Origin of the sequence: Ruegeria sp. HKCCA5839 (assembly GCF_013035585.1) — a bacterium.
In the GTDB taxonomy this organism is placed as follows: Bacteria; Pseudomonadota; Alphaproteobacteria; order Rhodobacterales; family Rhodobacteraceae; genus Ruegeria.
In genome coordinates, this window is sequence record NZ_WQIE01000002.1 from 403,660 (window position 1) to 428,085 (window position 24,426).

General features: G+C 56.6%; 25 protein-coding genes. 18 read left to right on the forward strand and 7 right to left on the reverse strand.

Going from position 1 to position 24,426, the window contains the following annotated elements:
• The first annotated feature begins 388 nt into the window (after positions 1-388).
• The 3 genes from GOV38_RS07550 to GOV38_RS07560 all read left to right on the forward strand — a co-directional run bounded on the left by GOV38_RS07550 (position 389) and on the right by GOV38_RS07560 (position 2,614).
• Positions 389-799, forward strand: a complete 411-nt coding sequence (locus GOV38_RS07550; RefSeq protein ID WP_217352071.1) for a YciI family protein — start codon at positions 389-391, stop codon at positions 797-799.
• Positions 796-2,025, forward strand: coding sequence for a DUF6596 domain-containing protein (locus GOV38_RS07555; RefSeq protein ID WP_217352072.1), 1,230 nt, complete (start codon positions 796-798; stop codon positions 2,023-2,025). The genes GOV38_RS07550 and GOV38_RS07555 overlap by 4 nt, the downstream gene beginning before the upstream one ends.
• An 88-nt stretch (positions 2,026-2,113) precedes the next feature.
• Positions 2,114-2,614, forward strand: coding sequence for an SRPBCC family protein (locus GOV38_RS07560; protein WP_171208693.1), 501 nt, complete (start codon positions 2,114-2,116; stop codon positions 2,612-2,614).
• Positions 2,615-2,858: 244 nt separating this feature from the next.
• Here GOV38_RS07560 and GOV38_RS07565 read toward each other — a convergent pair whose 3' ends face one another.
• The 3 genes from GOV38_RS07565 to GOV38_RS07575 all read right to left on the reverse strand — a co-directional run bounded on the left by GOV38_RS07565 (position 2,859) and on the right by GOV38_RS07575 (position 5,870).
• Complete coding sequence (locus tag GOV38_RS07565; RefSeq protein ID WP_171208694.1) at positions 2,859-3,770, reverse strand: homocysteine S-methyltransferase family protein; 912 nt, start codon at positions 3,768-3,770, stop codon at positions 2,859-2,861.
• Positions 3,771-3,898: 128 nt separating this feature from the next.
• Positions 3,899-4,444 (reverse strand): GNAT family N-acetyltransferase, encoded by a 546-nt coding sequence (locus GOV38_RS07570; protein WP_171208695.1) that lies wholly within the window; start codon positions 4,442-4,444, stop codon positions 3,899-3,901.
• A gap of 73 nt (positions 4,445-4,517) precedes the next feature.
• The gene (locus GOV38_RS07575; RefSeq protein WP_217352073.1) at positions 4,518-5,870 is read right to left on the reverse strand and encodes a tetratricopeptide repeat protein; all 1,353 of its coding nucleotides are present in this window, start codon (positions 5,868-5,870) and stop codon (positions 4,518-4,520) included.
• 172 nt (positions 5,871-6,042) lie between these two features.
• Between GOV38_RS07575 and GOV38_RS07580 the strand changes: the two genes are divergently transcribed.
• A complete protein-coding gene (locus GOV38_RS07580) occupies positions 6,043-7,602 on the forward strand; it encodes a winged helix-turn-helix domain-containing protein (RefSeq protein ID WP_171208696.1) in 1,560 nt (519 codons plus the stop codon).
• A gap of 280 nt (positions 7,603-7,882) precedes the next feature.
• Here the strand turns inward: GOV38_RS07580 and GOV38_RS07585 are convergent, their stop codons facing one another.
• A complete protein-coding gene (locus GOV38_RS07585) occupies positions 7,883-8,020 on the reverse strand; it encodes a hypothetical protein (RefSeq protein WP_171208697.1) in 138 nt (45 codons plus the stop codon).
• 130 nt (positions 8,021-8,150) lie between these two features.
• On the opposite strand from GOV38_RS07585, the gene GOV38_RS07590 reads away from it, so the two are divergent.
• The 14 genes from GOV38_RS07590 (at position 8,151) to GOV38_RS07655 (ending at position 20,799) form a co-directional block, all read left to right on the forward strand.
• Entirely contained in the window at positions 8,151-10,445 is a 2,295-nt protein-coding gene (locus GOV38_RS07590; RefSeq protein ID WP_171208698.1) for a bifunctional salicylyl-CoA 5-hydroxylase/oxidoreductase, read from the forward strand.
• On the forward strand, positions 10,442-11,161 hold the full coding sequence (locus GOV38_RS07595; RefSeq protein ID WP_171208699.1) for an SDR family NAD(P)-dependent oxidoreductase: 720 nt from the start codon (positions 10,442-10,444) through the stop codon (positions 11,159-11,161). The genes GOV38_RS07590 and GOV38_RS07595 overlap by 4 nt, the downstream gene beginning before the upstream one ends.
• Positions 11,158-11,625, forward strand: a complete 468-nt coding sequence (locus GOV38_RS07600; protein WP_171131133.1) for a MarR family winged helix-turn-helix transcriptional regulator — start codon at positions 11,158-11,160, stop codon at positions 11,623-11,625. Before GOV38_RS07595 ends, GOV38_RS07600 begins: the two co-directional genes overlap by 4 nt.
• Positions 11,622-12,425 carry an enoyl-CoA hydratase family protein gene (locus GOV38_RS07605; protein WP_171208700.1) on the forward strand — a complete coding sequence of 268 codons (804 nt, stop codon included), beginning with the start codon at positions 11,622-11,624 and terminating at the stop codon, positions 12,423-12,425. The genes GOV38_RS07600 and GOV38_RS07605 overlap by 4 nt, the downstream gene beginning before the upstream one ends.
• The gene (locus tag GOV38_RS07610) at positions 12,425-13,576 is read left to right on the forward strand and encodes an acyl-CoA dehydrogenase family protein (protein ID WP_171208701.1); all 1,152 of its coding nucleotides are present in this window, start codon (positions 12,425-12,427) and stop codon (positions 13,574-13,576) included. Before GOV38_RS07605 ends, GOV38_RS07610 begins: the two co-directional genes overlap by 1 nt.
• Positions 13,576-15,186: an AMP-binding protein gene (locus GOV38_RS07615; RefSeq protein ID WP_171208702.1), complete on the forward strand. Its 1,611-nt coding sequence runs from the start codon at positions 13,576-13,578 to the stop codon at positions 15,184-15,186. The genes GOV38_RS07610 and GOV38_RS07615 overlap by 1 nt, the downstream gene beginning before the upstream one ends.
• 13 nt (positions 15,187-15,199) lie before the next feature.
• The gene (locus GOV38_RS07620) at positions 15,200-15,436 is read left to right on the forward strand and encodes an Lrp/AsnC ligand binding domain-containing protein (RefSeq protein ID WP_171097995.1); all 237 of its coding nucleotides are present in this window, start codon (positions 15,200-15,202) and stop codon (positions 15,434-15,436) included.
• Between the two features lie 23 nt (positions 15,437-15,459).
• Positions 15,460-16,590: an ABC transporter substrate-binding protein gene (locus GOV38_RS07625; protein ID WP_171131125.1), complete on the forward strand. Its 1,131-nt coding sequence runs from the start codon at positions 15,460-15,462 to the stop codon at positions 16,588-16,590.
• A gap of 85 nt (positions 16,591-16,675) precedes the next feature.
• Entirely contained in the window at positions 16,676-17,596 is a 921-nt protein-coding gene (locus tag GOV38_RS07630) for a branched-chain amino acid ABC transporter permease (RefSeq protein WP_171208703.1), read from the forward strand.
• On the forward strand, positions 17,593-18,576 hold the full coding sequence (locus GOV38_RS07635) for a branched-chain amino acid ABC transporter permease (protein ID WP_171208704.1): 984 nt from the start codon (positions 17,593-17,595) through the stop codon (positions 18,574-18,576). Before GOV38_RS07630 ends, GOV38_RS07635 begins: the two co-directional genes overlap by 4 nt.
• The gene (locus GOV38_RS07640) at positions 18,569-19,318 is read left to right on the forward strand and encodes an ABC transporter ATP-binding protein (RefSeq protein ID WP_171208705.1); all 750 of its coding nucleotides are present in this window, start codon (positions 18,569-18,571) and stop codon (positions 19,316-19,318) included. Before GOV38_RS07635 ends, GOV38_RS07640 begins: the two co-directional genes overlap by 8 nt.
• Positions 19,315-20,001, forward strand: a complete 687-nt coding sequence (locus GOV38_RS07645) for an ABC transporter ATP-binding protein (protein WP_171131116.1) — start codon at positions 19,315-19,317, stop codon at positions 19,999-20,001. Before GOV38_RS07640 ends, GOV38_RS07645 begins: the two co-directional genes overlap by 4 nt.
• Positions 20,002-20,012: 11 nt before the next feature.
• Complete coding sequence (locus tag GOV38_RS07650) at positions 20,013-20,414, forward strand: thioesterase family protein (RefSeq protein ID WP_256368653.1); 402 nt, start codon at positions 20,013-20,015, stop codon at positions 20,412-20,414.
• Positions 20,404-20,799: a RidA family protein gene (locus tag GOV38_RS07655; RefSeq protein ID WP_171208706.1), complete on the forward strand. Its 396-nt coding sequence runs from the start codon at positions 20,404-20,406 to the stop codon at positions 20,797-20,799. The genes GOV38_RS07650 and GOV38_RS07655 overlap by 11 nt, the downstream gene beginning before the upstream one ends.
• A gap of 579 nt (positions 20,800-21,378) precedes the next feature.
• Here the strand turns inward: GOV38_RS07655 and mgrA are convergent.
• The 3 genes from mgrA to GOV38_RS07670 form a co-directional block, all read right to left on the reverse strand.
• Positions 21,379-22,446, reverse strand: coding sequence for an L-glyceraldehyde 3-phosphate reductase (mgrA, locus tag GOV38_RS07660; protein WP_174838628.1), 1,068 nt, complete (start codon positions 22,444-22,446; stop codon positions 21,379-21,381).
• A 265-nt stretch (positions 22,447-22,711) separates the two neighbouring features.
• The gene (locus GOV38_RS07665) at positions 22,712-23,461 is read right to left on the reverse strand and encodes a DUF3299 domain-containing protein (RefSeq protein WP_171208707.1); all 750 of its coding nucleotides are present in this window, start codon (positions 23,459-23,461) and stop codon (positions 22,712-22,714) included.
• Between the two features lie 65 nt (positions 23,462-23,526).
• A complete protein-coding gene (locus GOV38_RS07670) occupies positions 23,527-24,372 on the reverse strand; it encodes an efflux RND transporter periplasmic adaptor subunit (RefSeq protein WP_171208708.1) in 846 nt (281 codons plus the stop codon).
• Between the last annotated feature and the right edge of the window lie 54 nt (positions 24,373-24,426).

Genomic DNA, 24,426 nt, shown 5'->3' on the forward strand with positions numbered 1-24,426 from the left:
CCACACTTTAGGTTCGTCGCCAGAACGAACGCCCGTTTTTCGTCCCTTTCTTGTATTTCACGAACAGCTGACACCAGCCGTTCGCGCGAAACCGCCGAACAGTGGAAAGGCCCGCTTCAGAATTTTCTGAACTTTTTTCTGTTTGGTGTCGATTTGCGCGTTGTTCGTCCGTCGTGTGTGTGAAGCGGCAAAAAAGCTCTTCGCAAACACATCGAAAGGACAGATCTATGAACTTCAAGAACACCGCCACCTGCATGGCCTGCGGTTTTGCTGCACGCTTTAACCACACAAGTAATGCCGCACCAAGTTCGATCGGGTAGGGCCCCGGTGGCCCGCGCAATGGGGCTTGTCATGAACGGTTTGCGCGACCTTAGGTTTGAGCGCGGTCTTGCCAACATCATTGATGCTGTTTTTAAATTTCATCACCAACAAGGAAACCAAAACAATGCGTTACACTTTTCTTCTTTATTCTGACCCTACAAAGGCTACCGACATGACCGAAGAGGATTGGGCAAAGGCGAAAGAAATCTATGGGCAGTACATCAGCGCCCTGCAAGAGGCCGGCGTCTTTATCGAGACCGACTGGCTCCACCCCGCAGACACTGCCACCACGGTGACGCTGGCAGGCGGGGAAAAACGGGTTCAGGATGGGCCGTTCGCCGAGACCAAGGAAACTCTTGGCGGCTATTTCGCCATCGACGTCCCCAACCTCGACGAGGCGATGAAATGGGCGGAGAAGTGCCCCCATGTTCACTACGGCAAGCTCGAAATTCGCGCTTCCGCGATGGGCAGCGTGTGAGCCGGACGGAAGCACAGGCGCGGGCAGAAGGTGTCGCTCGCGCCGCCTACGGCAAACTGATTGCGATGCTGGCCAGCCGCACTGGCGATATCATCGCCGCTGAAGACGCCCTTTCCGATGCTTTCGTGACCGCCCTCAAAACATGGCCTGACTGCGGCATTCCTGACAAACCCGAGGCCTGGCTTTTGACAGTGGCCAAGAACAGACGCATCGATCAGGCGCGCCGAGATGCCCGTCTGGTCGTTACAGACGAGGCAAACGACATGGCCGACGCAACAGCAATCGAACCCGAAGAGGTGGAACTGGATGAGCGCCTGAAGTTGATGTTCGTCTGCGCGCATCCTGCGATTGACGAGGCCATCCGCGCGCCTTTGATGCTGCAGACCGTACTTGGGTTGGAAGCCGAACAGATCGCTCACGCCTTTCTGGTAAAGCCTGCAACAATGGCGCAACGGCTGGTGCGGGTGAAGAAAAAGATCAAATCCGCAGGTATTCCGTTTGTCGTGCCAGACCCAAAGGCATATCCCGAACGGATGGTTTCGGTTCTTGAGGCGGTCTATGGTGCATATTCCGTCGACTGGCTTGAAGGTGATGGCGAGCTCAGCCATGAGGCCTTCTTCCTGTCTAATATCCTCTCAGAACTGGCTCCGGAAAACCCCGAGGCGCTTAGCCTCACTGCTTTGATCGGGTTCGTTGAAGCGCGGCGCGACGCCCGCTTGCGTGACGGCGTTCTGGTCCCTGTGCCGGAACAGGATGTCGAGCTTTGGGACAAACAGCTCATCGACCGTTCAGCGAGCGTGTTGGCCCAAGCCTCGCTCAAGCGCCCACCGCACAGCGTCCCAGGACGGTTCCAATTAGAGGCCGCCATCCAATCCGTTCATGCTGCCCGATCCGTTACGGGAAAAACTGACTGGCGAGCGTTGTCGCAGCTTTATGCTGGATTGATGCACTCCTATCCATCCATCGGCGGAGCGGTTAGCCGTGCCGCAGTCGTGGCCGAAGACGCGGGCCCTGCAGAAGGTCTTAAGATCCTGGACTTGATTAACTACGACCGGCTGAACGATTACCAGCCGTTTCATGCGGTACGAGCGCAGTGCCTCGCGGAATTGGGACAGACTGCGAAGGCTGCGGAGGCTTACGCCAAAGCCCACAGCCTGTGCACAGATCACCCATCGAAACTCTGGCTCGAGAAACAAATCGCGGGTCTGCGAAAAAAAATGTCGTGAGGTGTCGATTGGCCGATTTGGTTTTCGTCGTGTGGGCAGAAGAGAGAAAAAAGCTTCTCTCAAACGCCAGACCAAGAGGACCAAACCAATGAGCATCGTTTACACTATCGCCGCCCTCATCGCAGCATTCACCCTGATCGCACTCATGTTGCCACGCAATGTCGTCGTCACCCGCCGCGCGGACGTCGCAATGCGCCCCGAAGATGTCGTCGCCCGAGTCGCGAGCACTGAGGGCTTCCAGACGTTCAACCCCTACCGCACCACGGACCCTGACCTGAAAATCACGCCCTTTGGTCCTGCCGAAGGTGTTGGTTCCGGCTTCCGTTTCGAAGGAAAGGAGGGCAAAGGCACCCAGACTGTGACCGATGTTACCGCGACGAGGGTCACGCACCTCATCGATCTAGGTGCGATGGGCAAACCGGTGCAAACGATCGAAGCCATAGCGACCGGCAACGGCGCTCTCGTGACATGGACCCTGACCTCGGACATGGGTTTCAATCCAGTTTTCCGGATTTTCGGTCTCTTCATGGATCGTATGCTCGGCAAGACCTATGAACTCGGCCTCAAGAACATCGCCGCGCTGACTTAAGTGCTCGCGATGCTTGAGGCGAAGGCGGGCTCTTGGTCCGTCTTTTGCATTGCTGTGAGCATATCAAAGCTTCGACTCAGCATTTGCTGCGAATGCTCGGCGGATGGCTGGATTCAGGTACTGCCAAAAAAACACTGTATCTTGAAGATGAGCGGCAGTTAGGAGCCGCACAAAACAGGTTGTGGAAAGAAGGCTAGGGATCACGTCAGATCTCAGCGCTAACGCTAAGATCGAACCAAGTTGGCTACACCAATTCGCTGGCCATCGATTTCAGGTGACGCATGTCGGTGCCACAGCACCCTCCAAAAATATGTATCGATGGGTTCTGCTGCGCAATCGCGGCAATTTGTTTCCCAAGTTCAATTGGATCGCCTTCGTCCAGCTCATCGGCTTCGTCAAGTTCCGCATGCGAGCAACTTGAAGCATTTGCCACCAGACCTCTAAGTCGGGGGTGATTGCCAAGCGTTCCGGCGAAGTGGGTCGGATGAGCGCAGTTGACCATAAAAAACAGCGAAGCCGCGTCGGTTGCCGCGTCGATCTGATCAATTCCGTCCACAAGTTTGGTACCGTCTGCAAGGCATCCGTCTGTTTCGACAACCAAAGACATGATGATCGGTAGGTCGGCGTCTCGTGCGGCGAGGATGCATCCCGCTGCTTCGCTTGGCCGGTTGAATGTATATGCGGTGACCAGGTCCACGCTGGTGTCTTTCAGGCTGTGCATTTGAGCGGCGTGGTATTGCCGTGCGTCTTCGATGGATACCGGTGGTATGTCTGCGTAAGGATCATAGCGCGGGCCAATACAAGCCGACACCAGTACATCGTCGCGCGCGGCAGCTTGGCGTATGTCCTCCATTAGACTGACCGCATCTTTGTTTACTTCAACAAGCCGTTCGGCGTCGTACCCCAAAGGTGCTGCCCGGTCGGCGTTTGCCATCCATGTGGGCGCGTCGAGGATGCACCCGACGCGCATTTCACCGGCGAGATCGACAAGAGCCTGCATCTGACTGGCCAATATCGCCCTGGTACCGGGTTCTTCCAGCAATGGAAACGATGCGAAACCGGGCAACTCAACACCATGATTGAATATCAGGTCGGTGCCAGTGCCAGCATAAACCAGAAAGGTCTTGTCACCTTCGAATGGGAACTGTCGCACCATTCTGAATCCGCTCCAATAGCCGCTACGTTTTCGAAATAAACCTACAGGGTCTCGGGTCTCTTGTTAACCTTTGGGTGGCGAAGGGGTGGCTTACTTCGATGCGTTGGTTCTGCTTGGTAGGAGGACCTTCACGGCGCGTGCACCACGTGATTGCTTGTACGCACACTTGCAGCCGATACCCGGTCCGACAATCGACCCATCATGACAGCGTCGGCAAACCCGCCCGGACGACGTGCGTATCGGCGAATTACGCCTTCTTTCTCGAACCCAAACGCCTCATAAAGTTCCAAGGCGTGGGTGTTGTCCGACCAGACCAAAAGACCAGTTCGCTCAAGCTGCAACCAGTTATCACACAAATCCAGCATTGCACCCAGCAGCGCTTTGGCTATTCCGTTGCCTTGGAAATCTTCGCGCACTGCAAGCAGGTCAATTTGGCCCACGTGGTTGTGGCGCGGTACGTTCGGTTCAGTCGACATAAAGCAGATGCCAACAACGCATCCATCAACTTCTGCCACCAGTTTGTAGTCACCTGGTCCCGACTTGATGCGCGCTTCGACATTGGCGTTTGCAACATGTGGCAATCGCATCGTGCCCAGCATCACTGATTCATCAGTTAGAATGCCTTTGATGTCCGAAACATCTTGTGCTTCTACATGGCGGATATCAATTCTCATAGTTTGTCCTTCCAATCAGATGGTCTGACGCGAACGTGCCGCGCCCGCGTCAGTTTCTTTCCGGTCGTGGCAATCAAGCGACGGACACGGCGTTGTTTGGTTGCTCTACGGCGCGACCCAAGAAGCGCTTGTTGATGGGGCTATGCGGCTTTACTGCCAGCCGCTCATTTGCCAGGGCCTCAGCCGCATTTCGATTGCCTGAACGCACTGCGGCTTCGGTCAATGTCCAATCGATGATGTCTCGCTGCGCGTGACTGCCACCGAAAGAGTTTGCGATAAACCGCGCACCATGGAGCGCTTCGGTCGCGTCCGCGTAACGCCCCTCCCAGAACGCCCGGAACCCTTCGATCAGAGGCAGTCCTGTTGCAGCGGCCCAACGCGATGTCTCATCACCACCAGCGGGTGAATTGCGATACTGATTGAGGATCCGATCAACTTCGTCATCGCGGCCAGAGCCGAGATAGGCCATCGCTGCATGCCAATCATTAAATGGGTACAGTTTGCCGTCAGCGTGGTTGTCCCAACAGACCGCGACATCTGACCATCGGTCTGAAATGTCGTGATCTTCCAGATGCAAGCGCCACAGCAAAGCCGAAGCATCGACCAGATCCAATGCGACTTCGCTTTTCCCGTCTCTTATGCGCGCATCATACAGGTTGATCGCCTCGTCGGTTTGGCCAAGGTCGAGGTGATACAGCGCCTTGTGCCACCAGTTATGGACCTTGAAGAAGTTGTCGTTACCCGACCAATGAGGCTCCCGAGATGCCATCCACGCGATGCCTTCTTCAGCACGACCTTGCATTTCCAGAACATGCGCGACGGCATGCTGCGCCCAACAGTCCAATGGATCGCGTTCGACTGCTTCGCGACCAAAGGCTTCAGCGCGGGCATAATCTCCGGTCTCTTCCAGTCCAAACGAATACATTCCAAGCAAGATGGAATACCCCGGTTGATCCTCTGACCACTTTGGTAGAACCCGGGCGATCCGATCACGCATGTCGCGCGCATTGGCACGGTAAAAGTCCATCAGGTGACCGGCTTGCAGACCCAGGATGTCATGTGGAAATTCCATGTTATGGCGGTCCAGCCTGACGGCAGCCTCTGTCCAATTGTTTGACAGAAGCGCGTTCAGCGCCGAAACATGAGATCTCTCCACGTCAGATTTCGCAAGAGGGCGCACCTTCGCCAATATGGTGCGTGCCTCAGCGGCTGCTTCAGGCTCGGTTGCCAACCCGAACAGATAGGCTTTTAGAATATACGGCATGGCGAAATCCGGTGCGGCTTCGATCGCCTGGTCAGCGAGCTCGACGGGATCGCCCCGATATATGTTGAACGCGCGCATCGCTGCGTTGAAATAATCCTCAGCAACGTCTTTTGCTCCTGAAGTCGGCCGACTTCCGGACAATCTTGTTTCTTGATGGGACATGTCTTTCTCCAATCTCTGTCTTGAATGGGCGGATCGCCCGAATGCGATGGATCTACCGCGCCATCGCCTGCGCTGCTTGAAGTCAATTGGGAGATTTTTGGGAGATGATTGGGAATCTATATTTGAGGCTTCGCTTGGGATAAAATGGCAAGACCGAGGGGGCGGATCGAGAATGCGATACGAGTTCGATGCCTTTAGTTTAGATACCGAAACCCGCGAGCTTCGTTGTGGTTCGACCGCTGTCGCGCTTGAGCCGCAAGTTTTCGATCTGTTGGTTCTTTTGCTCGAAAACCGCCATCGGGTGGTTTCCAAGGATGAGATTGTCCAACGCGTCTGGTTTGGACGCGTTGTTTCGGATTGGACGATCCTTGGCCGCATAAAATCGCTGCGTCAGGCATTGGGCGATGATGGGAGCGCTCAGAAATACATCCGTACATTGCGCGGCCAAGGGTTTCGCTTTGTGGCACCCGCAAAATTGGTATCGATAGAAAGCGCTAAAACGCAGGAAGCGTCGGGAACAAGCGATCAGAAAACAGTTGCGGCGCCACCATGTATTGCAGTGCTGCCGTTTTCGGCGATTGGCGACCCAGAGGTCGGAAGATCATTGGCAGATGCGATCCCGCGCGAGTTGATCAGATCGCTCTCCAGTGTGCGTTGGCTACGGGTCATTGCACACGGATCGTCATTCAGGTTTCGTGGACAGACGATTGAATTTCAAGATGTGAAGTCGCTACTCGGTGCACAATACTGCATCTCTGGAATGGTCGAGGCGTTGGCGGGTCGCCTTTATGTAGATGTTGAAATGGCCGATACCCGCACTGGTGAGGTTGTCTGGGCAATTCGTAAAGAGGCCCCGATTGACGAGGTGCAACGTTTGCGAACCGAAATTGCCGGGGCTGTGCTCAATATTTCCGAGTTTGAGCTGCCGGAACATGAGGCGCGGCTTCTAGATGTGGATGACGCAGAAAACCTGGATGCCTGGTCTTCCTTGCATCTTGGAATTCGTCACATGTATCGGTTCAACAAGGCAGATACGGAAATAGCCCGAAAGATGTTCGAACGCGCCGTAGATTTAGAGCCAACATTGGCGCGCGCGCATGCTGGGATTTCGTTCACCACTTTTCAACGCGTGTTTCTGGGCTACTCGTCAGACCTTGCCGCGGACCGACTGGCTGCCAGGCGTAGCGCCGAAGAAAGTGTGCTTTTGCAACCGCGCGACCCGTTTTCGAATGTTGTGATGGGCCGAAGCCTGTGGCTGACAGGAGATACAGAGGCGAGTAAACCGTGGTTTGACCGGGCGGTCCTTGAAAGCCCGAATTACGCATTTGGCCGTTACGCTTCCAGTTGGGCAAAGGTTTTCACATCGGATTACGCTGGCGGAAACGAAATGACTGACCTTGCCATTGCTCTTAGCCCGCTTGACCCGCTGCGTGGCGGCATGCTTTGCAACAAGATGTGGATCGCACTTGCTGCAAAGGACTATGATGCTGCCGTTCAGTGGGCGCAACGAACCGCGCTGACGCCTGGTGCGCACGCGGGCCACGCGATGTTTGCGGCGATGACAAACCGTTTGGTTGGCAATGACGAAGGAGTGTCGCAGTGGCTAAAAGAAACGAAACGCAGAAACCCGGGGTTCAGTAAATCAAAAGCAATGGCTCTCGTTCCGAGGAGTCACACTGAATTTCGAGCCCTTACGGAAGAGGCTTCAGTTGCGCTTGGTCTTCCTGATTAGGGGTTGCCGCGCCTTGTACAAATAGCGTCGAACCCGAGTTTCTGATGTTGATACATGCAGCACCGTTCTTGAACGCCATTGAACTCGGTTTGCCATCGCTGCGGTTGAGTTCACAAACCGGACTTTGGCCAAAAGTGTTATGCGCCCTTAAGCGCCATCGCAAGTACAACCACAGATTGTAGCACGAGCCACAACGCCAATTCGCAGGTAGGATCAATCGCCAGTGCAAACGCTTGGCGGCTGGACAACGTTGTTTTGCCATGAACAGGAAATCGGCCATCTAAAGGGAGATCTGCACCGTGTCGTGCACCATCCGCTCTTCCTCTGTCCGTCGATCATTCAGACCAAACGTGTGTGACCAATCCAGCGCAAACGGCTTGGCGCGGGCGACTTCCGGGCTGTTGGTTGAGTCTGGCATTGCGGTTCTCGCTTGCTGGCGTCGTTCGAACCAGGATCTATAAGCATGAAAAATTTAAGTTTGAAATTTTATACTTGAAATAAAATAGGAGATGGAGAAAGCTACCTTCAGAGAGAAAAAGGCGACGAAGATGCGAATTGCGTGCTTAGGTGGTGGACCTGCGGGCCTCTACTTTGCAATTTCAATGAAGCTGCGTGATCCGAGTTTTGAGATCACTGTGTTCGAGCGCAACAAAGCCGATGACACTTTCGGTTGGGGCGTTGTTCTTTCGGATGAAACTCTCGACAACCTCGCTGAAAATGACGCCAAAAGCGCTGCAGCCATCCGCGCGAATTTTGCCTATTGGGACGATGTAGCCCTGCGTTATAAGGGCGAGCATCTGGTTTCATCAGGCCACGGGTTTTGCGGCATTGGGCGCAAGAAGCTGCTGCTTCTGTTGCAGGACCGGGCGCGCGAACTGGGTGTCGATCTGCAGTTCGAGGCAGAGGTTGAATGTGTCGAAACCTACGCCAAGGACTACGACCTTGTCGTTGCCTGCGACGGGTTGAATTCAAAGACTCGGGCACATTTTGCGGACACATTCAAACCAGAGATTGACGTGCGCCACTGCCAGTTTGTCTGGCTTGGCACCCATCAAAGGTTCGATGATGCCTTCACCTTCATTTTTGAAGAAACTGACAAGGGCTGGGTATGGGCGCACGCCTATCAGTTCGACGAAGACACCGCGACGTTCATTGTGGAATGCACGCAAGAGACGTTCGACGCCTATGGGTTTGCCGATCTGAGTCAGCAGGAAAGCATCGCGATCTGTGAGGAGATCTTCAAAGATCACCTGGGTGGGCACCCGTTGATGACCAATGCAAATCACATCCGCGGCTCGGCATGGCTGCGCTTCCCCCGGGTGATGTGCGAACGGTGGCATAAGGACAATGTCGTGCTGTTGGGCGATGCGGCAGCCACGGCGCATTTTTCGATCGGGTCGGGCACCAAGCTAGCGCTGGAATCGGCGATTGCACTTGCGGATTTGTTGCAGGCCGAGCGCGATATGGAGACCGCCTTTGCGCGGTACGAAGAAGACCGGCGACTGGAGGTATTGCGTCTGCAATCTGCCGCGCGCAATTCGATGGAATGGTTCGAGACGGTAGAGCGATACTTTGTGCTCGACCCCGTGCAACTGAACTATTCCATGCTGACCCGGTCGCAGCGGATCAGCCACGAGAACCTGCGCGAACGCGACAAGGATTGGCTGGAACGTGCCGAGCGCTGGTTCATGCACCAATCTGGTGTTTCCGGTGACGCACCTGTGCGAACGCCGATGTTTGCGCCGTTCAAATTGCGAGATTTGTCTCTGAAGTCGCGTGTCGTGGTCTCGCCGATGGCGCAATACAAGGCTGTTGATGGCTGCCCAACAGATTGGCATCTGGTGCATTATGGCGAGCGCGCAAAGGGTGGCGCGGGTTTGGTGTTCACCGAAATGACCTGCGTCTCGGCAGAGGGGCGGATCACACCGGGCTGTCCAGGGCTTTATGCGCCCGATCATGAGGTCGCGTGGGCGCGGTTGACGGCCTTCGTCCATGCCGAGACGGACGCCAAAATTTGCTGTCAGATAGGGCATTCCGGTCGCAAGGGCTCGACCCAGTTGGGCTGGGAACAGATGGATGCGCCATTGCCTGCAGGCAATTGGAATATCGTCAGCGCCTCCGCTATCCCATGGTCCAAAGACAACGCGACTCCGCGCGAAATCACGCGTGACGAAATGCACGAAATCACAGCCCAGTTCGTTGCATCGGCAGAAATGGCCGAACGCGCAGGGTTCGACATGATCGAACTGCACGCGGCTCACGGCTATCTGCTTTCGTCCTTCATTTCGCCGGTGTCGAACGTCCGGACTGACGATTACGGCGGCACACTTGAAAACCGTCTGCGGTGGCCGCTTGAAGTCTTCCGCGCAATGCGCGCGGTCTGGCCCGAGCGCAAACCAATGTCGGTGCGCATTTCGGCGAACGACTGGTTGGGTCCGCAGGGCGTGACGCCAGAAGAGGCTGTTGCAATCGCTCAGGCGTTTGCAGGGGCCGGTGCTGATTTGATTGATGTCTCGGCTGGACAGACAAGCATTGACGCCAAGCCTGTCTATGGCCGCATGTTCCAGACCCCCTTCAGCGATCGCATCCGCAATGAGACAGGCCTGAAGACCATGGCGGTCGGCAATATCTACGAGGCGGATCACGCCAACTCGATCTTGTTGGCTGGTCGGGCTGATCTGGTGGCTGTCGGACGCCCGCATTTGGCTGACCCGTATTGGACACTGCGTGAAGGCGTCAAAATCGGCGACCGCGCAGCACCTGACTGGCCGCTTCCTTACCTTGCGGGACGTGACCAGGTCTGGCGACTTGCCGACCGAGACGCTGAGGTGACAAAGGCATGAGGCGGGTTCTGGTGACAGGCGGCGGTACCGGGATTGGCAAGGCTATTGCTCATGCATTTGCCGATGCGGGAGACGCTGTCACGATCACCGGACGCCGGGCATCCGTTCTCGAGGCCGCCGCGCAGGGGCGCAAAATGGCTCATGTCGAAGCCGACGTCACGAACGAGGCGCAGGTGAATGCGCTTTTTGAAAAACCCTTTCAGGTGGTCATCGCGAACGCCGGTGGTGGCTCTGCGGTGAAAATCCGAGAAACCTCGCTTGAAGACTGGAACACCACGCTGGCCGTTAATCTGACGGGCACGTTCCTGACTTTCCGCGCAGCCTTGCGCGACATGTCCGCGGGCGGGCGTTTGATTGCCATTGCCTCGACCGCATCATTGAAGGGCAATCCATCAGTCCCCGCCTACACCGCAGCAAAACACGGAGTGTTGGGTTTGGTCCGCGCGGTTGCGCTTGATGCGGCCAAAGACGGGATAACCTGCAATGCGATCTGTCCCGGCTTCACAGACACCGATCTAGCAGAGACCGCGATCACAGGGTTGATGTCCCGGTTCGACGTGGACCGCGAAAAGGCCACAAAAATGGTGACCTCTGCAAACCCTCAAGGACGTCTTGTGACCCCCGCAGAGGTGGCGGAAACAGCTCTATTTCTTGCATCCGATGGAGCGAAGTCCATCAACGGCCATGCGCTTGCGATGTCGGGAGGTGAAATATGAAGGCAAAATCAAAAACCATCCCAGAACCAATCTCAAAAACGCGGCTGCGGCTTTGGCTTCGGCTATTGAAACTATCAGCCGGGATCGAGGCAGAGTTGCGCCGGCGATTACGCGACGGACACGACACGACCCTGCCGCGTTTTGACGTGCTTGCGGCTCTGTCGCGCCATCCAGATGGGCTGAAGATGAGCGATCTGTCCGGGTATCTGAAAGTGTCCAACGGCAATGTGACCGGCATTGTCGACCGCCTGACCGAAGAAGGATTGGCGCTGCGCGTCGCGATCCCCGGAGATCGTCGAGCGCAATTGGCGCGGCTGACCCCAAAAGGGAAGCAGGCCTTTGACACTTTGGCTGAGCACCATGAGGCTTGGGTCGACGAATTGCTTGGCGGGCTGTCGCTGGACGAAGCAGAGACACTGTCTCGGCTTTTGGAAAAGGCACGAACAGAGGATGACGCGTCGTGACCCTGAGCGAGACAAAACACTTCCGTTGCGACATCGAAAATGGCATTGCGCGCATCGCTCATGACCGACCCGAACGCAAGAATCCTTTCACCTTCGACAGCTATGCTGAGATGCGCGACTGGTTCCGCGCGCTGGCCTATTCTGACGATGTGCATGCAGTCGTGATCCTGCCAAACGGCGGCAACTTTTCATCCGGCGGCGATGTGCACGACATCATTGGTCCGCTCACCAAGATGTCGATGAAAGATCTTTTGGCCTTCACGCGTATGACGGGCGATCTGGTCAAAGCAATGATTCATTGCGGAAAGCCTGTGATCGCGGCCGTGGACGGGGTCTGCGCTGGGGCCGGGGCGATCATGGCTATGTCATCGGACATGCGCATTGCAGGTCCGGACGCGAAAGTAGCGTTTCTGTTCAATCGCGTGGGTCTTGCGGGCTGCGATATGGGGGCCTGCGCGATGCTGCCCCGAATCATTGGTCAGGGTCGCGCGGCTGAGTTGCTTTATACAGGTCGTACCCTGCGTGCCGAAGAAGGCGAACGCTTGGGTTTCTTCAACTCTATCAGTTCAGCGGATGCATTAGAGACTGACGCTCTGGCGTTGGCAGAGCGGATCGCTGCTGGCCCGACCTTTGCCAATGGTATGACCAAAACCATGTTGGCTCAGGAATGGAACATGAGCCTTGATCAGGCCATCGAAGCCGAGGCACAGGCGCAGGCTATCTGTATGCAAGGCAACGATTTCCGACGCGCTTACAATGCCTTTGTCGCCAAAGAAAAACCGGTGTTCGAGGGCGACTGATGGCGGATCAGAGCTTTCTCCATTGGCCCTTTTTCGATGACAGCCACCGCGATTGGGCCCGCCATGTCGAGGACGTGGCCGGCGCGCTGGTCGTTGACCATACAGACACCGATGCCGCCTGCCGTCAGTTGGTGGCAGCGCTTGGCGAAGCTGGTGCGCTTGGCCCGACAAGTAGCGAGGATGGTGCTTTCGATGTCCGCAAGCTTTGTCTTGCGCGTGAAATTCTGGCCCGTCACGACGGGCTTGCGGATTTCGCCTTCGCGATGCAGGGCCTCGGCACCGGCGCGATCACCCTGTTTGGAACCGAGGCTCAAAAGGCGGCGTGGTTGCCTAAAACCCGCGCCGGGCAGGCGATCTCGGCCTTTGCCTTGACGGAACCGGGTTCTGGCTCGGATGTGGCTGCCAATACGATGACGGCCACGCGCGACGGGGGTGACTTTGTTCTGAACGGGGAAAAGACTTGGATATCGAATGGGGGGATTGCCGATGTCTATTCGCTGTTCGCCCGCACCAGCGAGGCACCGCGTGCCAAGGGGATGTCGGCCTTTATCGTTACCCCCGATTTGACCGGATTTGAGGTGGTCGAGCGACTGGAGTCGATCGCCCCACACCCGCTGGCCACGCTGCGCTTCACCGATTGCCGCGTACCAGCGAGCGCGATGATCGGCGCGCCGGGGCAGGGGTTCAAGATTGCGATGTCCGTGCTGGACGTTTTTCGGGCGACCGTAGCTGCGGCGGCATTGGGTTTTGCCCGCCGAGCGCTTGATGAAGCCCTTGGTCGTGTCACCTCGCGGCACGTCCAGGGATCTCCATTATTCGATTTACAGATGGTTCAAGGTCATATCGCGGATATGGCCGTGGATATTGATGCGGCAGCGCTATTGATCTATCGCGCCGCCTGGACCCGTGATGCGGGCGCGCCAAGGATCACGCGCGAAGCCGCTATGGCCAAGCTTTTTGCGACGGATCAGGCGCAACAGGTTATCGACAAGGCAGTGCAGCTCTTTGGCGGCGACGGTGTGCGTAGCGGGACGCCGGTCGAAACGCTGTACCGCGAAATTCGGGCGCTTCGAATTTATGAAGGTGCAAGCGATGTTCAGAAGGTGATCATCGCGCGCGAGACTTTGAGTGCAGCGAGAGGAGGTACGTGATGTTGGGACCCTCCGCGCATATCGACACTTTCACGCGCGACAATCTACCTCCGGCAGATCAATGGCCGGAGTTCAATCTTGACGGGTTTTCCTATCCAGAGAGGCTGAATGCAGCCGTCGAGTTGACCGATGCTATGGTTGCCAAAGGCTTTGGCGATCACACCGCCCTAATCGGAAACGGTCGCCAGCGCACGTACAAGGAACTGACCGACTGGACCAACCGACTGGCCCATGTGCTGGTTGAGGATTTGGGTGTGGAACCGGGTAACCGTGTGCTCATCCGGTCGGCCAACAACCCGGCAATGGTGGCTTGTTGGCTGGCCGCGACGAAGGCGGGTGCGGTGGTGGTAAACACCATGCCCATGCTGCGCGCTGGTGAGTTGCAGAAATATGTCGAGCTGGCCGAAATCACCTACGCATTGTGCGACACACGCCTCATGGACGAGATGGAGCTTTGTGCAGGTGCGTGCCTCAGCCTGCGCGTGATGGGGTTTGACGGCACTTCAAACCACGATGCAGAGCTGGATCGGTTGGCGTTGGAGAAGCCAGTACACTTCGACGCCGTGCGAACCGGTCGCGACGATGTGGCCCTTTTGGGATTCACTTCCGGTTCCACCGGTACACCTAAGGCGACCATGCATTTCCACCGGGATTTGCTGATCATCGCAGATGGCTATGCCAAAGAAGTCCTAGGCGTGGTTCCGGATGATGTATTTGTCGGTTCACCGCCCCTTGCCTTCACTTTTGGGCTCGGAGGTCTGGCGATATTTCCGCTGCGTTTCGGTGCGACGGCAACCCTTCTGGAACAAGCGACCCCGCCCAATATGATCGAGATCATCCAGAAATATAAAGCGACCGTTTCGTTCACAGCGCCCACAGCGTATCGTGTCATGTTGCGCGCAATGGATGAAGGCGCGGATTTGTCGTCACTGCGCGCTGCGGTATCAGCGGGCGAAACTCTGCCCGCCCCGGTCTATGATGAGTGGATTGCGAAGACCGGCAAGCCAATGCTTGACGGAATTGGCGCCACCGAGATGTTGCACATCTTCATCTCCAACCGTTTCGACGATCACCGCCCGGGATGCACAGGCAAACCGGTTTCAGGGTACGAAGCCAAAGTCGTGGACGCAGTAGGCAATCCAGTGCCAGATGGCGAAGTGGGCCGCCTGGCAGTCCGTGGCCCAACCGGTTGCCGCTATCTGCGTGGGGACCGGCAAGGCGCTTATGTCAAGGACGGTTGGAACATCACCGGCGACAGCTTTTCGCGGGACGAAAACGGCTATTTCCACTTTGCCGCGCGCAACGACGACATGATCGTATCCTCGGGCTACAACATCGCGGGTCCCGAGGTCGAGGCGGCCCTTTTGTCTCATCAGGCGGTATCTGAATGCGCTGTCATCGGTGTGCCCGACACCGATCGCGGACACATCGTCGAAGCGCATGTTGTCTTGGCGGATGGCTTTTCACCAGGAGAAGAGATCACGCAGATTTTGCAAGAACATGTGAAGGCGACTATCGCCCCTTTTAAATATCCAAGATCTTTAGTTTTCTGTGCAGCGTTGCCGAAAACCGCGACTGGGAAGATTCAGCGTTTTAAACTGAAGGGATAAAAAGGAGTTCAAGATGGCCTGCCTATTCGTTCAAATCCGTTGCAAACCCGGCAAGACCTACGCCGTCGCAGATGCGATCTTGTTGAAGGAAGTTCACTCCGAAATGTACTCAACCAGTGGCGATTTTGACCTTCTTCTGAAAATCTACGTCCCTGAAGGACAAGATATCGGGCGTTTCATCAACGATAACATCAGCCCCATAGAGGGCATCGAACGTACACTCACAACACTAACATTTTCGGCATTCTGAACCAAAACAGGAAGGAAAAAGATATGAAAAAGGTACTAGTTGCTGCGCTGGCAGCGACAGCTCTTGCGGGACCTGTTGTGGCCGACACCAAGATTGGCATGATAACCACGCTTTCGGGCGGGGGTGCCGGGCTGGGCATCGACGTACGCGATGGCTTTATGCTGGCAATTTCACAATCGGGCCGTGACGACGTGGAAGTCGTGATCGAAGATGACCAGCGCAAGCCTGACATCGCAGTGCAATTGTCGGACAAGATGATCCAATCAGAGAAGGTCGATATCATGACCGGCATCATCTGGTCCAACCTCGCGATGGCCGTGGTGCCGGCTGCGACGGCACAGGGGGTGTTCTATCTTTCACCGAACGCCGGACCATCGGCTTTGGCGGGACAGGGCTGCCATCCGAATTACTTCAACGTGGCGTGGCAAAACGACAACCTGCATGAGGCCGCTGGGGCCTATGCCAACAGTGCGGGCTATGGCAACAGCTTTATCCTCGCGCCGAATTATCCGGCGGGTAAAGACGCACTCACGGGCTATAAACGGTTCTTTGAAGGCGAGTTGGCGGGCGAACTTTATACCGAGCTTGGTCAAACTGACTATGCGGCCGAGATCGCGCAGATCCGTGCCTCAGGGGCCGATAGTGTGTTCTTCTTCCTGCCCGGCGGCATGGGGATCTCTTTTCTCAAGCAATACGCCGACAGCGGCGTGGACCTACCGGTTGTGGGGCCAGCCTTCAGCTTTGACCAAGGCATTCTGCAGGCCGTCGGCGGCGCGGCTTTGGGGGTCGTGAACACCTCGCAGTGGAACAAGGATCTCGACAACGCGACCAACGCGGCTTTTGTCGAGAGTTTTCAGGCAGAGTATGGCCGTCTTCCTTCGCTCTATGCCAGCCAGGGGTTCGACACAGCCAACCTGATCCTGTCGGCGCTGGACGTGGCCAGCCCCGATGACGCGGATGCTTTTCGCGAGGCCCTGCGCGCGGCCGATTTCGATAGCACCCGTGGCGACTTTGTCTTCGGTCCAAACCATCACCCGATACAGACCATCTATGCCCGCGAAGTTGTGCAGGAAGGAGATGTCTTTACCAACAAGCTGTTGGGCGCCGCGTTGGAAAACCACGCAGACGCCTATGCTGGCGACTGCAAGATGTAGTCAGGCAAGGCCCCGGGGCTGACCCGGGGCCACCGCTTTCCACTGCCCAAGGATCCCGGATCAAGTCCGGGACGGAAATCGTATCATGTCCACTATCTTGATTATCGAACAGATCCTGAACGGCCTGCAGTTCGGCATTATGCTGTTCTTGATGGCAGCCGGGTTGACCCTGATCTTTGGGGTCATGGGGCTGATCAATCTGGCCCATGGGTCGCTTTACATGGTCGGTGCCTTTGCGGCAGCCGCGGTGGCCGGCGCCACGGGATCTTTCCTGTTGGCATTGGTGGCAGCACTTGCCGCTGCAGCGTTGGCGGGCGCCATTGTCGAGATAGTCGTGATCCGAAGGCTCTATAAGGCGCCGCACCTGGATCAGGTTCTTGCCACCTTCGCCTTGATTTTGATTTTCTCAGAGGGAACCAGATGGATCTTTGGCTCGTTCCCCCTGTTCCTTGACGTGCCAAGTTATCTGTCCGGGCCAATTCGTTTGCCGGGAGGCATCCAATACCCGCTGTACCGTCTCGTGTTGATTGGTGTCGGTTTATCGGTCGCGATTGGCCTTTGGTGGCTAACGGCGCGGACACGGATCGGCATTCAAATCCGCGCAGGCGAAAATGACCGCGAAATGATCGCCGCTCTCGGTGTCGATATCTCGAAGTTGTACACAATCGTCTTTGCTCTGGGTGCTGCTCTTGCGGGGCTCGCGGGCGCGCTTGTGGGGGCAATTCAATCTGTACAAGTCGGCATGGGTGAGCCGGTGTTGATCCTGGCGTTTGTCGTGATCGTGATCGGTGGGATCGGATCGATCAAGGGCGCCTTTATTGGCGCGATCCTTGTGGGTTTGACCGACACTCTTGGCGGTATATTCCTGCCACAGTTGTTCAAACTCTTCATGGAGACCGGTGCGGCCACACAGACTGGGTCGGCCCTAGCATCCATGGCAGTCTATGTATTGATGAGCCTCGTGTTGATTTGGCGACCGACCGGCCTTTTCGGAGCGCGAGCATGATCCGGGAAAGCTATATCAACTGGATCGTTCTTGCGGGTTTTCTTGTGGTACCGCTTTGGGCGCTGAGCGCGGACGAGCCCTTTACCATTACGTTGGCCACCCGCGCTGTGTTGTTGGCGCTCGCTGCCGTTGGTCTTAACATTGCGCTTGGGATCGGTGGATTGGTCAGCCTTGGCCATGCGGCCTTTTTCGGGCTTGGCGGCTATGCAATGGGCATTCTGGCCCATCACACCCAGACCTTTACCCCGCTTGAGCTGGGGATGTTCACCATCGCCGGGACCAAGTCCATGCCGATCATATGGCTGACGGCGATCATCGTTTCGGCCCTGGCTGCCTTTGTCATCGGCCTTCTCTCGCTGCGCACGACGGGTGTCTACTTCATCATGATCACGCTGGCCTTCGGCCAGATGTTCTTCTTCTTCTCCATCTCGTGGAGTGCGTACGGCGGCGAGGACGGTTTGTCGATCTACGTGCGAAATGGCTTCCCCGGCCTGAACACCCTGGTCCCTATCCAGTTCTTTGGGTTGTGCTTTGCGGCCCTTTGCGCGGCGCTCTTTGTCCACTGGAAGCTACGCAAGTCACCCTTTGGTCTGGCGCTGAACGCGGCCCGCCAAAGTCCAGCGCGAGTCGAGACGGTGGGGCTCAATCCGATGCGATTGAAATTGCTGGCCTTCGTGATCTCGGGGGCGATTACGGGGCTGGCGGGCGCGCTGTTTGCTGATCTCAACCGTTTTGTCAGTCCCACAATGTTTTCGTGGCAGCTGTCCGGCGAGTTGATCGTTCTGATCATCATCGGCGGAGTAGGACGACTGATGGGGCCTGTCATCGGAGCAGCACTGTTTGTAACACTCGAGCACTTCCTTGGCGCGTTCACCGATTTTTGGCACGTCTGGCTTGGGGTGATCCTGCTTCTGATCGTGCTCTTTGCGCGGGGCGGAGTGGTCGGCATTCTGACCGGAAAGGCGGGGCCGCATGTCTGAAGCTGTCCTCGAAACCCGCAATCTGCACAAGAGCTTTGGCGCGCTGAAGGCCACGGATGATGTTTCTATTGATCTACGCCCTGGTGAAATCCACGCCATCATCGGCCCCAACGGTGCGGGCAAATCGACGCTGATCGCGCAGATCTGCGGTGGGCTGCAACCTGATGCGGGGTCTGTTCACCTGTCGGGCCGCGATGTCTCGGGGTTGAGCACAGCTGCCCGCGCGCAGGCAGGGCTGGGCCGGACCTTCCAGATCTCCGCGCTGGCGATGGAGGATACGGTTCTGGAAAACGCGCTCTTGGGTGCGCTTGGCCAGTCGGGCCGTCCCTGGCAGTTCTGGCGATCGGCTGCGCGGCGCACCGACCTTCTGGACCGTGCCATGGCGGCCCTCGACCGGGTGGGCTTGTCAGACGACGCTGAACAGGTCACCGCCAACCTCAGCCACGGGCAACGCCGCCAGTTAGAAGTCGCCGTGGCGCTCACGCTGGGCCCCAAAGCCTTTGTTATGGACGAACCAATGGCGGGGCTTGGCACCGAAGGCTCCAAGACCATGACCACATTCCTGGATGGGCTGCGCGAGGAGGCGCCAATCCTGCTCGTTGAACACGACATGGATGCGGTTTTTGCACTGGCCGACCGGATCTCTGTGCTGGTCTACGGGCGCGTGATCGCCACCGGCACGGTCGACGAAATCCGCGCCTCGAAAGAGGTCAAAGAGGCCTATCTGGGAGAAGAGGCATGAGCTTGCTGCGCGTTCATGATCTCAAAGCTGCCTATGGCCCGGTCCCCGCTTTGTTCGGTGTGGATCTGGAATTGGCCGCAGGCGAGGTGTTGGCCCTGATGGGCCGCAACGGCATGGGAAAGTCCACGACGGTCAAGGCGATTTGCCGGATGATTCCGTCGCAGGGCGGTTTGCAGTTTGCCGGGCACGATCTGCACGCGCTGCCAAGCTACAAGGTCGCTCGTTTGGGGATCGGCCTGGTCCCCGAGGGCCGACGATGTTTCAAAGATCTGACGGTTCAGGAAAACCTTGTTGCCGCCGCCCGCTCTGGTCCTTGGGATTTGAAGGGTGTGGATGGCCTTTTCCCACGCTTAGGCGAACGGCGCCACCAACGGGCTGCGTCGCTTTCGGGTGGCGAACAACAGATGCTGGCCATCGGTCGCGCGCTGATGACCAACCCGCAGCTTTTGATCCTTGACGAAGCCACAGAGGGCCTGGCCCCTATCGTACGCCAGGAAATCTGGGCCGCGATCAACCGGATCAAGACAGAGACGGGCATGGCCATCCTATTGATCGATAAATCGCTCAGGGAACTCTCGGCCGTATCGGACCGCGCGATGATCCTTGCCCGCGGGCATACCGTTTGGACGGGGAAGATGACCGAGCTGACACCGGAAATCACTCATGAGTACGTGGGGGTGTGATGGCATTCGAAATGCATCAAAAGGTCCTTTTCAAACATTGTGACCCTGCGGGTATCGTTTTCTTTCCACGGTACTTTGAAATGATGAACGACTGCGTCGAGGCGTTCTTCGACGAGGTCTTGGACCACCCATTTGAGGCGCTGCACAAAACCGGTGCGGTCCCGACGGCGCAGATCGAAACACGTTTCGCGGCACCAAGCCGCCACGGCGATCACCTGACGCTGCGTTTACGCATTGTCCACCTGGGGCGCACATCGGCGCGCTACAAAATGACCGGACATGCGGGCGAGGCACTGCGATTTGAGACCACCGGAACGCTGGTCAATGTCGACGCACATGGGCGTCCAGACAAGTGGCCGCCGCACGTCGCAAAGAAACTCGAACAAGAAAAAGAGAAGCTTGATGCCACATAAAGTCGTTCAACCAGAAGGTTGGTTGCCCGCCTTGGGGTACGCAAACGGTGTGTTGACCAAGGACGGCACCTTGCACATTGGCGGTCAGATCGGATGGGATGCCGAAAAGAGATTTGTCGGAGATGGCTTCATCGATCAGATGCGTCAGGCTCTTTTGAACATCCGTACCATTGTAGAGACGGCAGGCGGGCGGGTTGAGGACGTGACGCGTCTGACGTGGTTTGTGACCGACAAATCAGAATACCTCGAAGCGCAAAAAGAGGTCGGGCAAGCCTATCGCGAGGTGTTTGGAAAGCACTTCCCGGCGATGTCGATGGTGGTCGTAGCGGGTTTGGTCGAGGATCGTGCGAAAGTCGAAATCGAGGCGACGGCGCATCTGGAATAACACTTCGGCCCGCGTGGCGCAGTTGGCAGCGCCCTACAAGGACTATCGAACCGAATTCAAGAGCTGTTTCCCGAGCTGCATCTTCAATTCAAGTGAGGCTTGAAAAGGTTTCAAGCTTCGCTTGCTCATCTTTGGATCCGACGCTTGCGCGACAGCTCCTACGGTCCACCGCATTAGAATCGATGTCGGTAAGCTGCACAGTGCCTGGGTCCGCAGCGCCCAGAATGTCTTGCAGCTTGGGTTGTAGATCCGGATAGCGCTCTGCACCCGTAGACGCTGGGAAGGTTCGATCCCCGCTTTTTTTGTTTTGGCTGCTACAGCGAGGAGAGCGATGCAGCCATTTGTGTGGCGAACTGCGATGTCCGCTTTGTCGCACGCTACAGAAAACTAACAGCATTGAACAAGAGCAAGTCCGACGAGTGTCAGCGATACGGGGTGCGACTGCAGCATCGACCAACCATGAGAAAGGTAGCTCTGGGCCGACCGCTCTTGATAGCTGGTTGGTCGCACTACAAACGTTCGACCTGCCAAAGATCGTATGCTCCAAAGGCCCTCAGTTTTGCGAACGTTCAAAGATGGTCATTCTGTCTCTGACGACCGCGCCCACAAATTGATATCTTCTTCCGAACTGATTTCATCGATCTTTTGCAACTCGTCGGCGCTGAAGTCGAGATTATCAACGACGCCCGCGCAATCTACGATCTGTTCCGGCCGGGACGCACCAATCAGAGCGGTCGTCACCCGTCCGCCCCGAAGCACCCAGGCCAGAGCCATTTGCGCCAGAGTCTGACCACGTGCTTCGGCCATGTCGTTCAGAGCACGGACACTTGCCAGGGACCGCTCGTTGATCATGCCATCGAGCAACGACTTTCCTTGCGTGGCACGGCTGCCATCCGGAATTTGGCGCAGATATTTTGACGTCAGAATGCCTTGTGCCAGTGGCGTGAATGCAATCGATCCTACCCCAAGATCGCCCAGCGTATCGAGCAAACCGTCCCGCTCCACCCACCGGTTGAGCAAATTGTAAGAAGGCTGGTGAATCAGACAAGGTGTCCCAAGGTCGTTGAGAATCTTCACCGCCTCGCGTGTGCGTTGGGAGTTGTAGCTCGAAATACCCGCGTAGAGCGCGCGGCCCGACCGCACGATATGATCCAAGGCGCCCATCGTCTCTTCGAGCGGGGTGTCGGGGTCGAAACGGTGGGAATAAAAGATGTCGACGTAATCAAGCCCCATTCGCGCGAGTGATTGATCACAGGACGCAATGAGGTATTTGCGCGACCCCCATTCGCCGTAGGGCCCCGGCCACATGTCGTAGCCGGCCTTCGAGGAAATGATCAGTTCATCCCTGTAACCCGCGAAATCCGTTTTGAGGATCTCGCCAAATGCCTCTTCCGCTGAACCGGGTGGCGGACCGTAATTGTTCGCCAGATCAAAGTGAGTGATCCCATGATCAAACGCGGTCCGACACATGGCGCGCTTGTTTTCGTGCGTCGAATCCGCACCGAAATTATGCCACAGGCCCAAGCTGACAACAGGAAGCTTCACACCCGACCGCCCGCATCGCCGATAGATCATCCGCTCATAGCGGTCCGGCTCTGGAATGTAAGGAATGGGTTTTGGCTTTGGCGGTCGTTGAGCTTTGGTCATGCGCACATAATCAATGGATTGTTGGCACTGTCAAACGGATCACCTGCGACAAGACCAACGCAAATTTGTTCGAGCAGCCGTCGCCGATTTCTTTGGGCGTTAATTAGCGAATTATCTTAATGTTTGCGAAAAGGAACGAGGATGCGTTCGCTGGGACTTATGATCTTGCTGCCGCGTTCGCCGTTCCGTCTCTCACGAGCAGATATTAAACTCAGCGGGCCGAACGTGTGTTCTCAACCGTGCTTAGCTCAAGGAGGACGTGCCACTAATCGTCTCTGGTTGCCCCGCCAGTCGCTTTGATCCTTCCAGTCAGCACACTTGCCCTGTTGGTTGTCGCTTCCTCGGAAGTCTGGTTTGGTCCAAAAGTCTGCACGTCATCGACCTCCAAAGTGAACGCAGCATTCATGAGGACGGGACCATCAACAACCAGCATTTCCTTCTGCGTCGGGTCGATCCTGATTTGACCTGTTACAACGATGGGCTCGTAGACTGTCGAGGGCGCCCAGGAATCGCTGAGGCGCAAACGCACCATCTGGTTTGGTGGCGGAGGTGGCACGTGGCTGCACATTCCACGTTCAGGCACGATATATGCCATTTGGGAACCATCTTCGTCACGGGGGGCCGGGATCACGAATCCCCCCAATGAAATGGTCACGCCATCGATGTCGACGTTGGCGGCCGTGCCCGCCTTCTGACGTCTTTCCATCACAACCCAGCGTTGGGAAATCAGCCAGTCCGCATCAACGCCTTCCTCAGCTAGGGTTGTTTCAGTCGCCTCGATATCCACTTGAATCTGGCCCAGCTGTTCTGGCGTTGCCCCGCCTTTCTCTAGCTGCGCGCGTAAACGGACCAATTTGCGAAGCGCGTTAAGCTGTTTGCCCGTCAATTCGACGAATGGATCTTCGTAGTTTTGAGCAGTTTCATCGATCAAGTCTGCCCATTCGATACGTTTAACTTCCGAATGAGCCGGCAATGCCAATAAGCACGCGGCGATAACTGCAAAAGAAAAACGCATTGTCATATGCTCCTCAATCATAGGCAGGACTGGACAACAGGCCGCTTACTCCGACGGGTCATCATTCAGTTCCTCAGACTCGAAATGACGGTGACTTTTGCTCCTGGTCGAAGCAGCAAATCGGGGTTCGGGAACTCGGCCCAAATATCCATGAGCTGCGTTTTGGGATTAACCGTGAATGCCCCACCAAAGTAATGTCCCTCGTAGGGGTACAATTGTCCGTCTGGCATCTGCAAAGACAGGCTGAGCCCCTCAAACGCCTCGGCATCTGATTCAAATATCTGACTCCGTTTGATGAATTCCTCGTAGGGCACTTTGACGACCACGTAGACCGGGTCGATGTCTGACAGGATCGCCAGCGTTTCGTCCCCCCGTCGTTCGGTGCTCAGATACTGGTACTGCTTGACTTGCGGTTGGCTGATAATCCCCGAAAAAGGCGCATGTAACTCGGTGAAGCTATAGGCGAGCTGTGCGCCTTCATAAGCGAGGCCGGCCCTTTCCGCTGCGATTTCAGCAAGATCGCGGTTCACCTGAGCAAGTTGCAACTCTGCTTCCGGTATCAGGTCTTTCAGATAAAGCTCCGTTTTCCGTCCCAATTCCGCATCCGCGAGCATGCGTTGGGCTTTCGCATCCTTCAGAGCTGTTTCGCTGAGCCGCATTTCGATGAAGGGACCCTTTTTGCCAAACTCGAACAGTAGATCGCCCTCATGAACGTATTGACCTGCATGAAACGCTATTCGGGTGACCACGTTGTCCACCAAGGGCGACAGTTCTGCTTCGCGACTGGGCTGCACATAGCCCTCAAAATGTATTGTTTGCGGGACGTCTGCTGCACCGTTTTCCTGCGCGAGTAGGGCGCGTGCTGACGAAAAAGTAGCAAGCGCAAAAAGAACAAGAAGGGCCTTCATCATCGTAGCGCCTCGGATCCGGGTTTTGAACTTGGGCCGGGGTTCACAAAATGATCG

Excerpts from the sequence above, each read along its gene's own strand:
- GOV38_RS07560 (WP_171208693.1), top strand. The coding sequence starts at position 2,114 with ATGAGCATCGTTTACACTATCGCCGCCCTCATCGCAGCATTCACCCTG.
- GOV38_RS07565 (WP_171208694.1), bottom strand. The coding sequence starts at position 3,770 with ATGGTGCGACAGTTCCCATTCGAAGGTGACAAGACCTTTCTGGTTTAT.
- GOV38_RS07570 (WP_171208695.1), bottom strand. The coding sequence starts at position 4,444 with ATGAGAATTGATATCCGCCATGTAGAAGCACAAGATGTTTCGGACATC.
- GOV38_RS07575 (WP_217352073.1), bottom strand. The coding sequence starts at position 5,870 with ATGTCCCATCAAGAAACAAGATTGTCCGGAAGTCGGCCGACTTCAGGA.
- GOV38_RS07580 (WP_171208696.1), top strand. The coding sequence starts at position 6,043 with ATGCGATACGAGTTCGATGCCTTTAGTTTAGATACCGAAACCCGCGAG.
- GOV38_RS07585 (WP_171208697.1), bottom strand. The coding sequence starts at position 8,020 with ATGCCAGACTCAACCAACAGCCCGGAAGTCGCCCGCGCCAAGCCGTTT.
- GOV38_RS07590 (WP_171208698.1), top strand. The coding sequence starts at position 8,151 with ATGCGAATTGCGTGCTTAGGTGGTGGACCTGCGGGCCTCTACTTTGCA.
- GOV38_RS07595 (WP_171208699.1), top strand. The coding sequence starts at position 10,442 with ATGAGGCGGGTTCTGGTGACAGGCGGCGGTACCGGGATTGGCAAGGCT.
- GOV38_RS07600 (WP_171131133.1), top strand. The coding sequence starts at position 11,158 with ATGAAGGCAAAATCAAAAACCATCCCAGAACCAATCTCAAAAACGCGG.
- GOV38_RS07610 (WP_171208701.1), top strand. The coding sequence starts at position 12,425 with ATGGCGGATCAGAGCTTTCTCCATTGGCCCTTTTTCGATGACAGCCAC.
- GOV38_RS07615 (WP_171208702.1), top strand. The coding sequence starts at position 13,576 with ATGTTGGGACCCTCCGCGCATATCGACACTTTCACGCGCGACAATCTA.
- GOV38_RS07620 (WP_171097995.1), top strand. The coding sequence starts at position 15,200 with ATGGCCTGCCTATTCGTTCAAATCCGTTGCAAACCCGGCAAGACCTAC.
- GOV38_RS07625 (WP_171131125.1), top strand. The coding sequence starts at position 15,460 with ATGAAAAAGGTACTAGTTGCTGCGCTGGCAGCGACAGCTCTTGCGGGA.
- GOV38_RS07630 (WP_171208703.1), top strand. The coding sequence starts at position 16,676 with ATGTCCACTATCTTGATTATCGAACAGATCCTGAACGGCCTGCAGTTC.
- GOV38_RS07635 (WP_171208704.1), top strand. The coding sequence starts at position 17,593 with ATGATCCGGGAAAGCTATATCAACTGGATCGTTCTTGCGGGTTTTCTT.
- GOV38_RS07640 (WP_171208705.1), top strand. The coding sequence starts at position 18,569 with ATGTCTGAAGCTGTCCTCGAAACCCGCAATCTGCACAAGAGCTTTGGC.
- GOV38_RS07645 (WP_171131116.1), top strand. The coding sequence starts at position 19,315 with ATGAGCTTGCTGCGCGTTCATGATCTCAAAGCTGCCTATGGCCCGGTC.
- GOV38_RS07650 (WP_256368653.1), top strand. The coding sequence starts at position 20,013 with ATGCATCAAAAGGTCCTTTTCAAACATTGTGACCCTGCGGGTATCGTT.
- GOV38_RS07655 (WP_171208706.1), top strand. The coding sequence starts at position 20,404 with ATGCCACATAAAGTCGTTCAACCAGAAGGTTGGTTGCCCGCCTTGGGG.
- mgrA (WP_174838628.1), bottom strand. The coding sequence starts at position 22,446 with ATGACCAAAGCTCAACGACCGCCAAAGCCAAAACCCATTCCTTACATT.
- GOV38_RS07665 (WP_171208707.1), bottom strand. The coding sequence starts at position 23,461 with ATGCGTTTTTCTTTTGCAGTTATCGCCGCGTGCTTATTGGCATTGCCG.
- GOV38_RS07670 (WP_171208708.1), bottom strand. The coding sequence starts at position 24,372 with ATGATGAAGGCCCTTCTTGTTCTTTTTGCGCTTGCTACTTTTTCGTCA.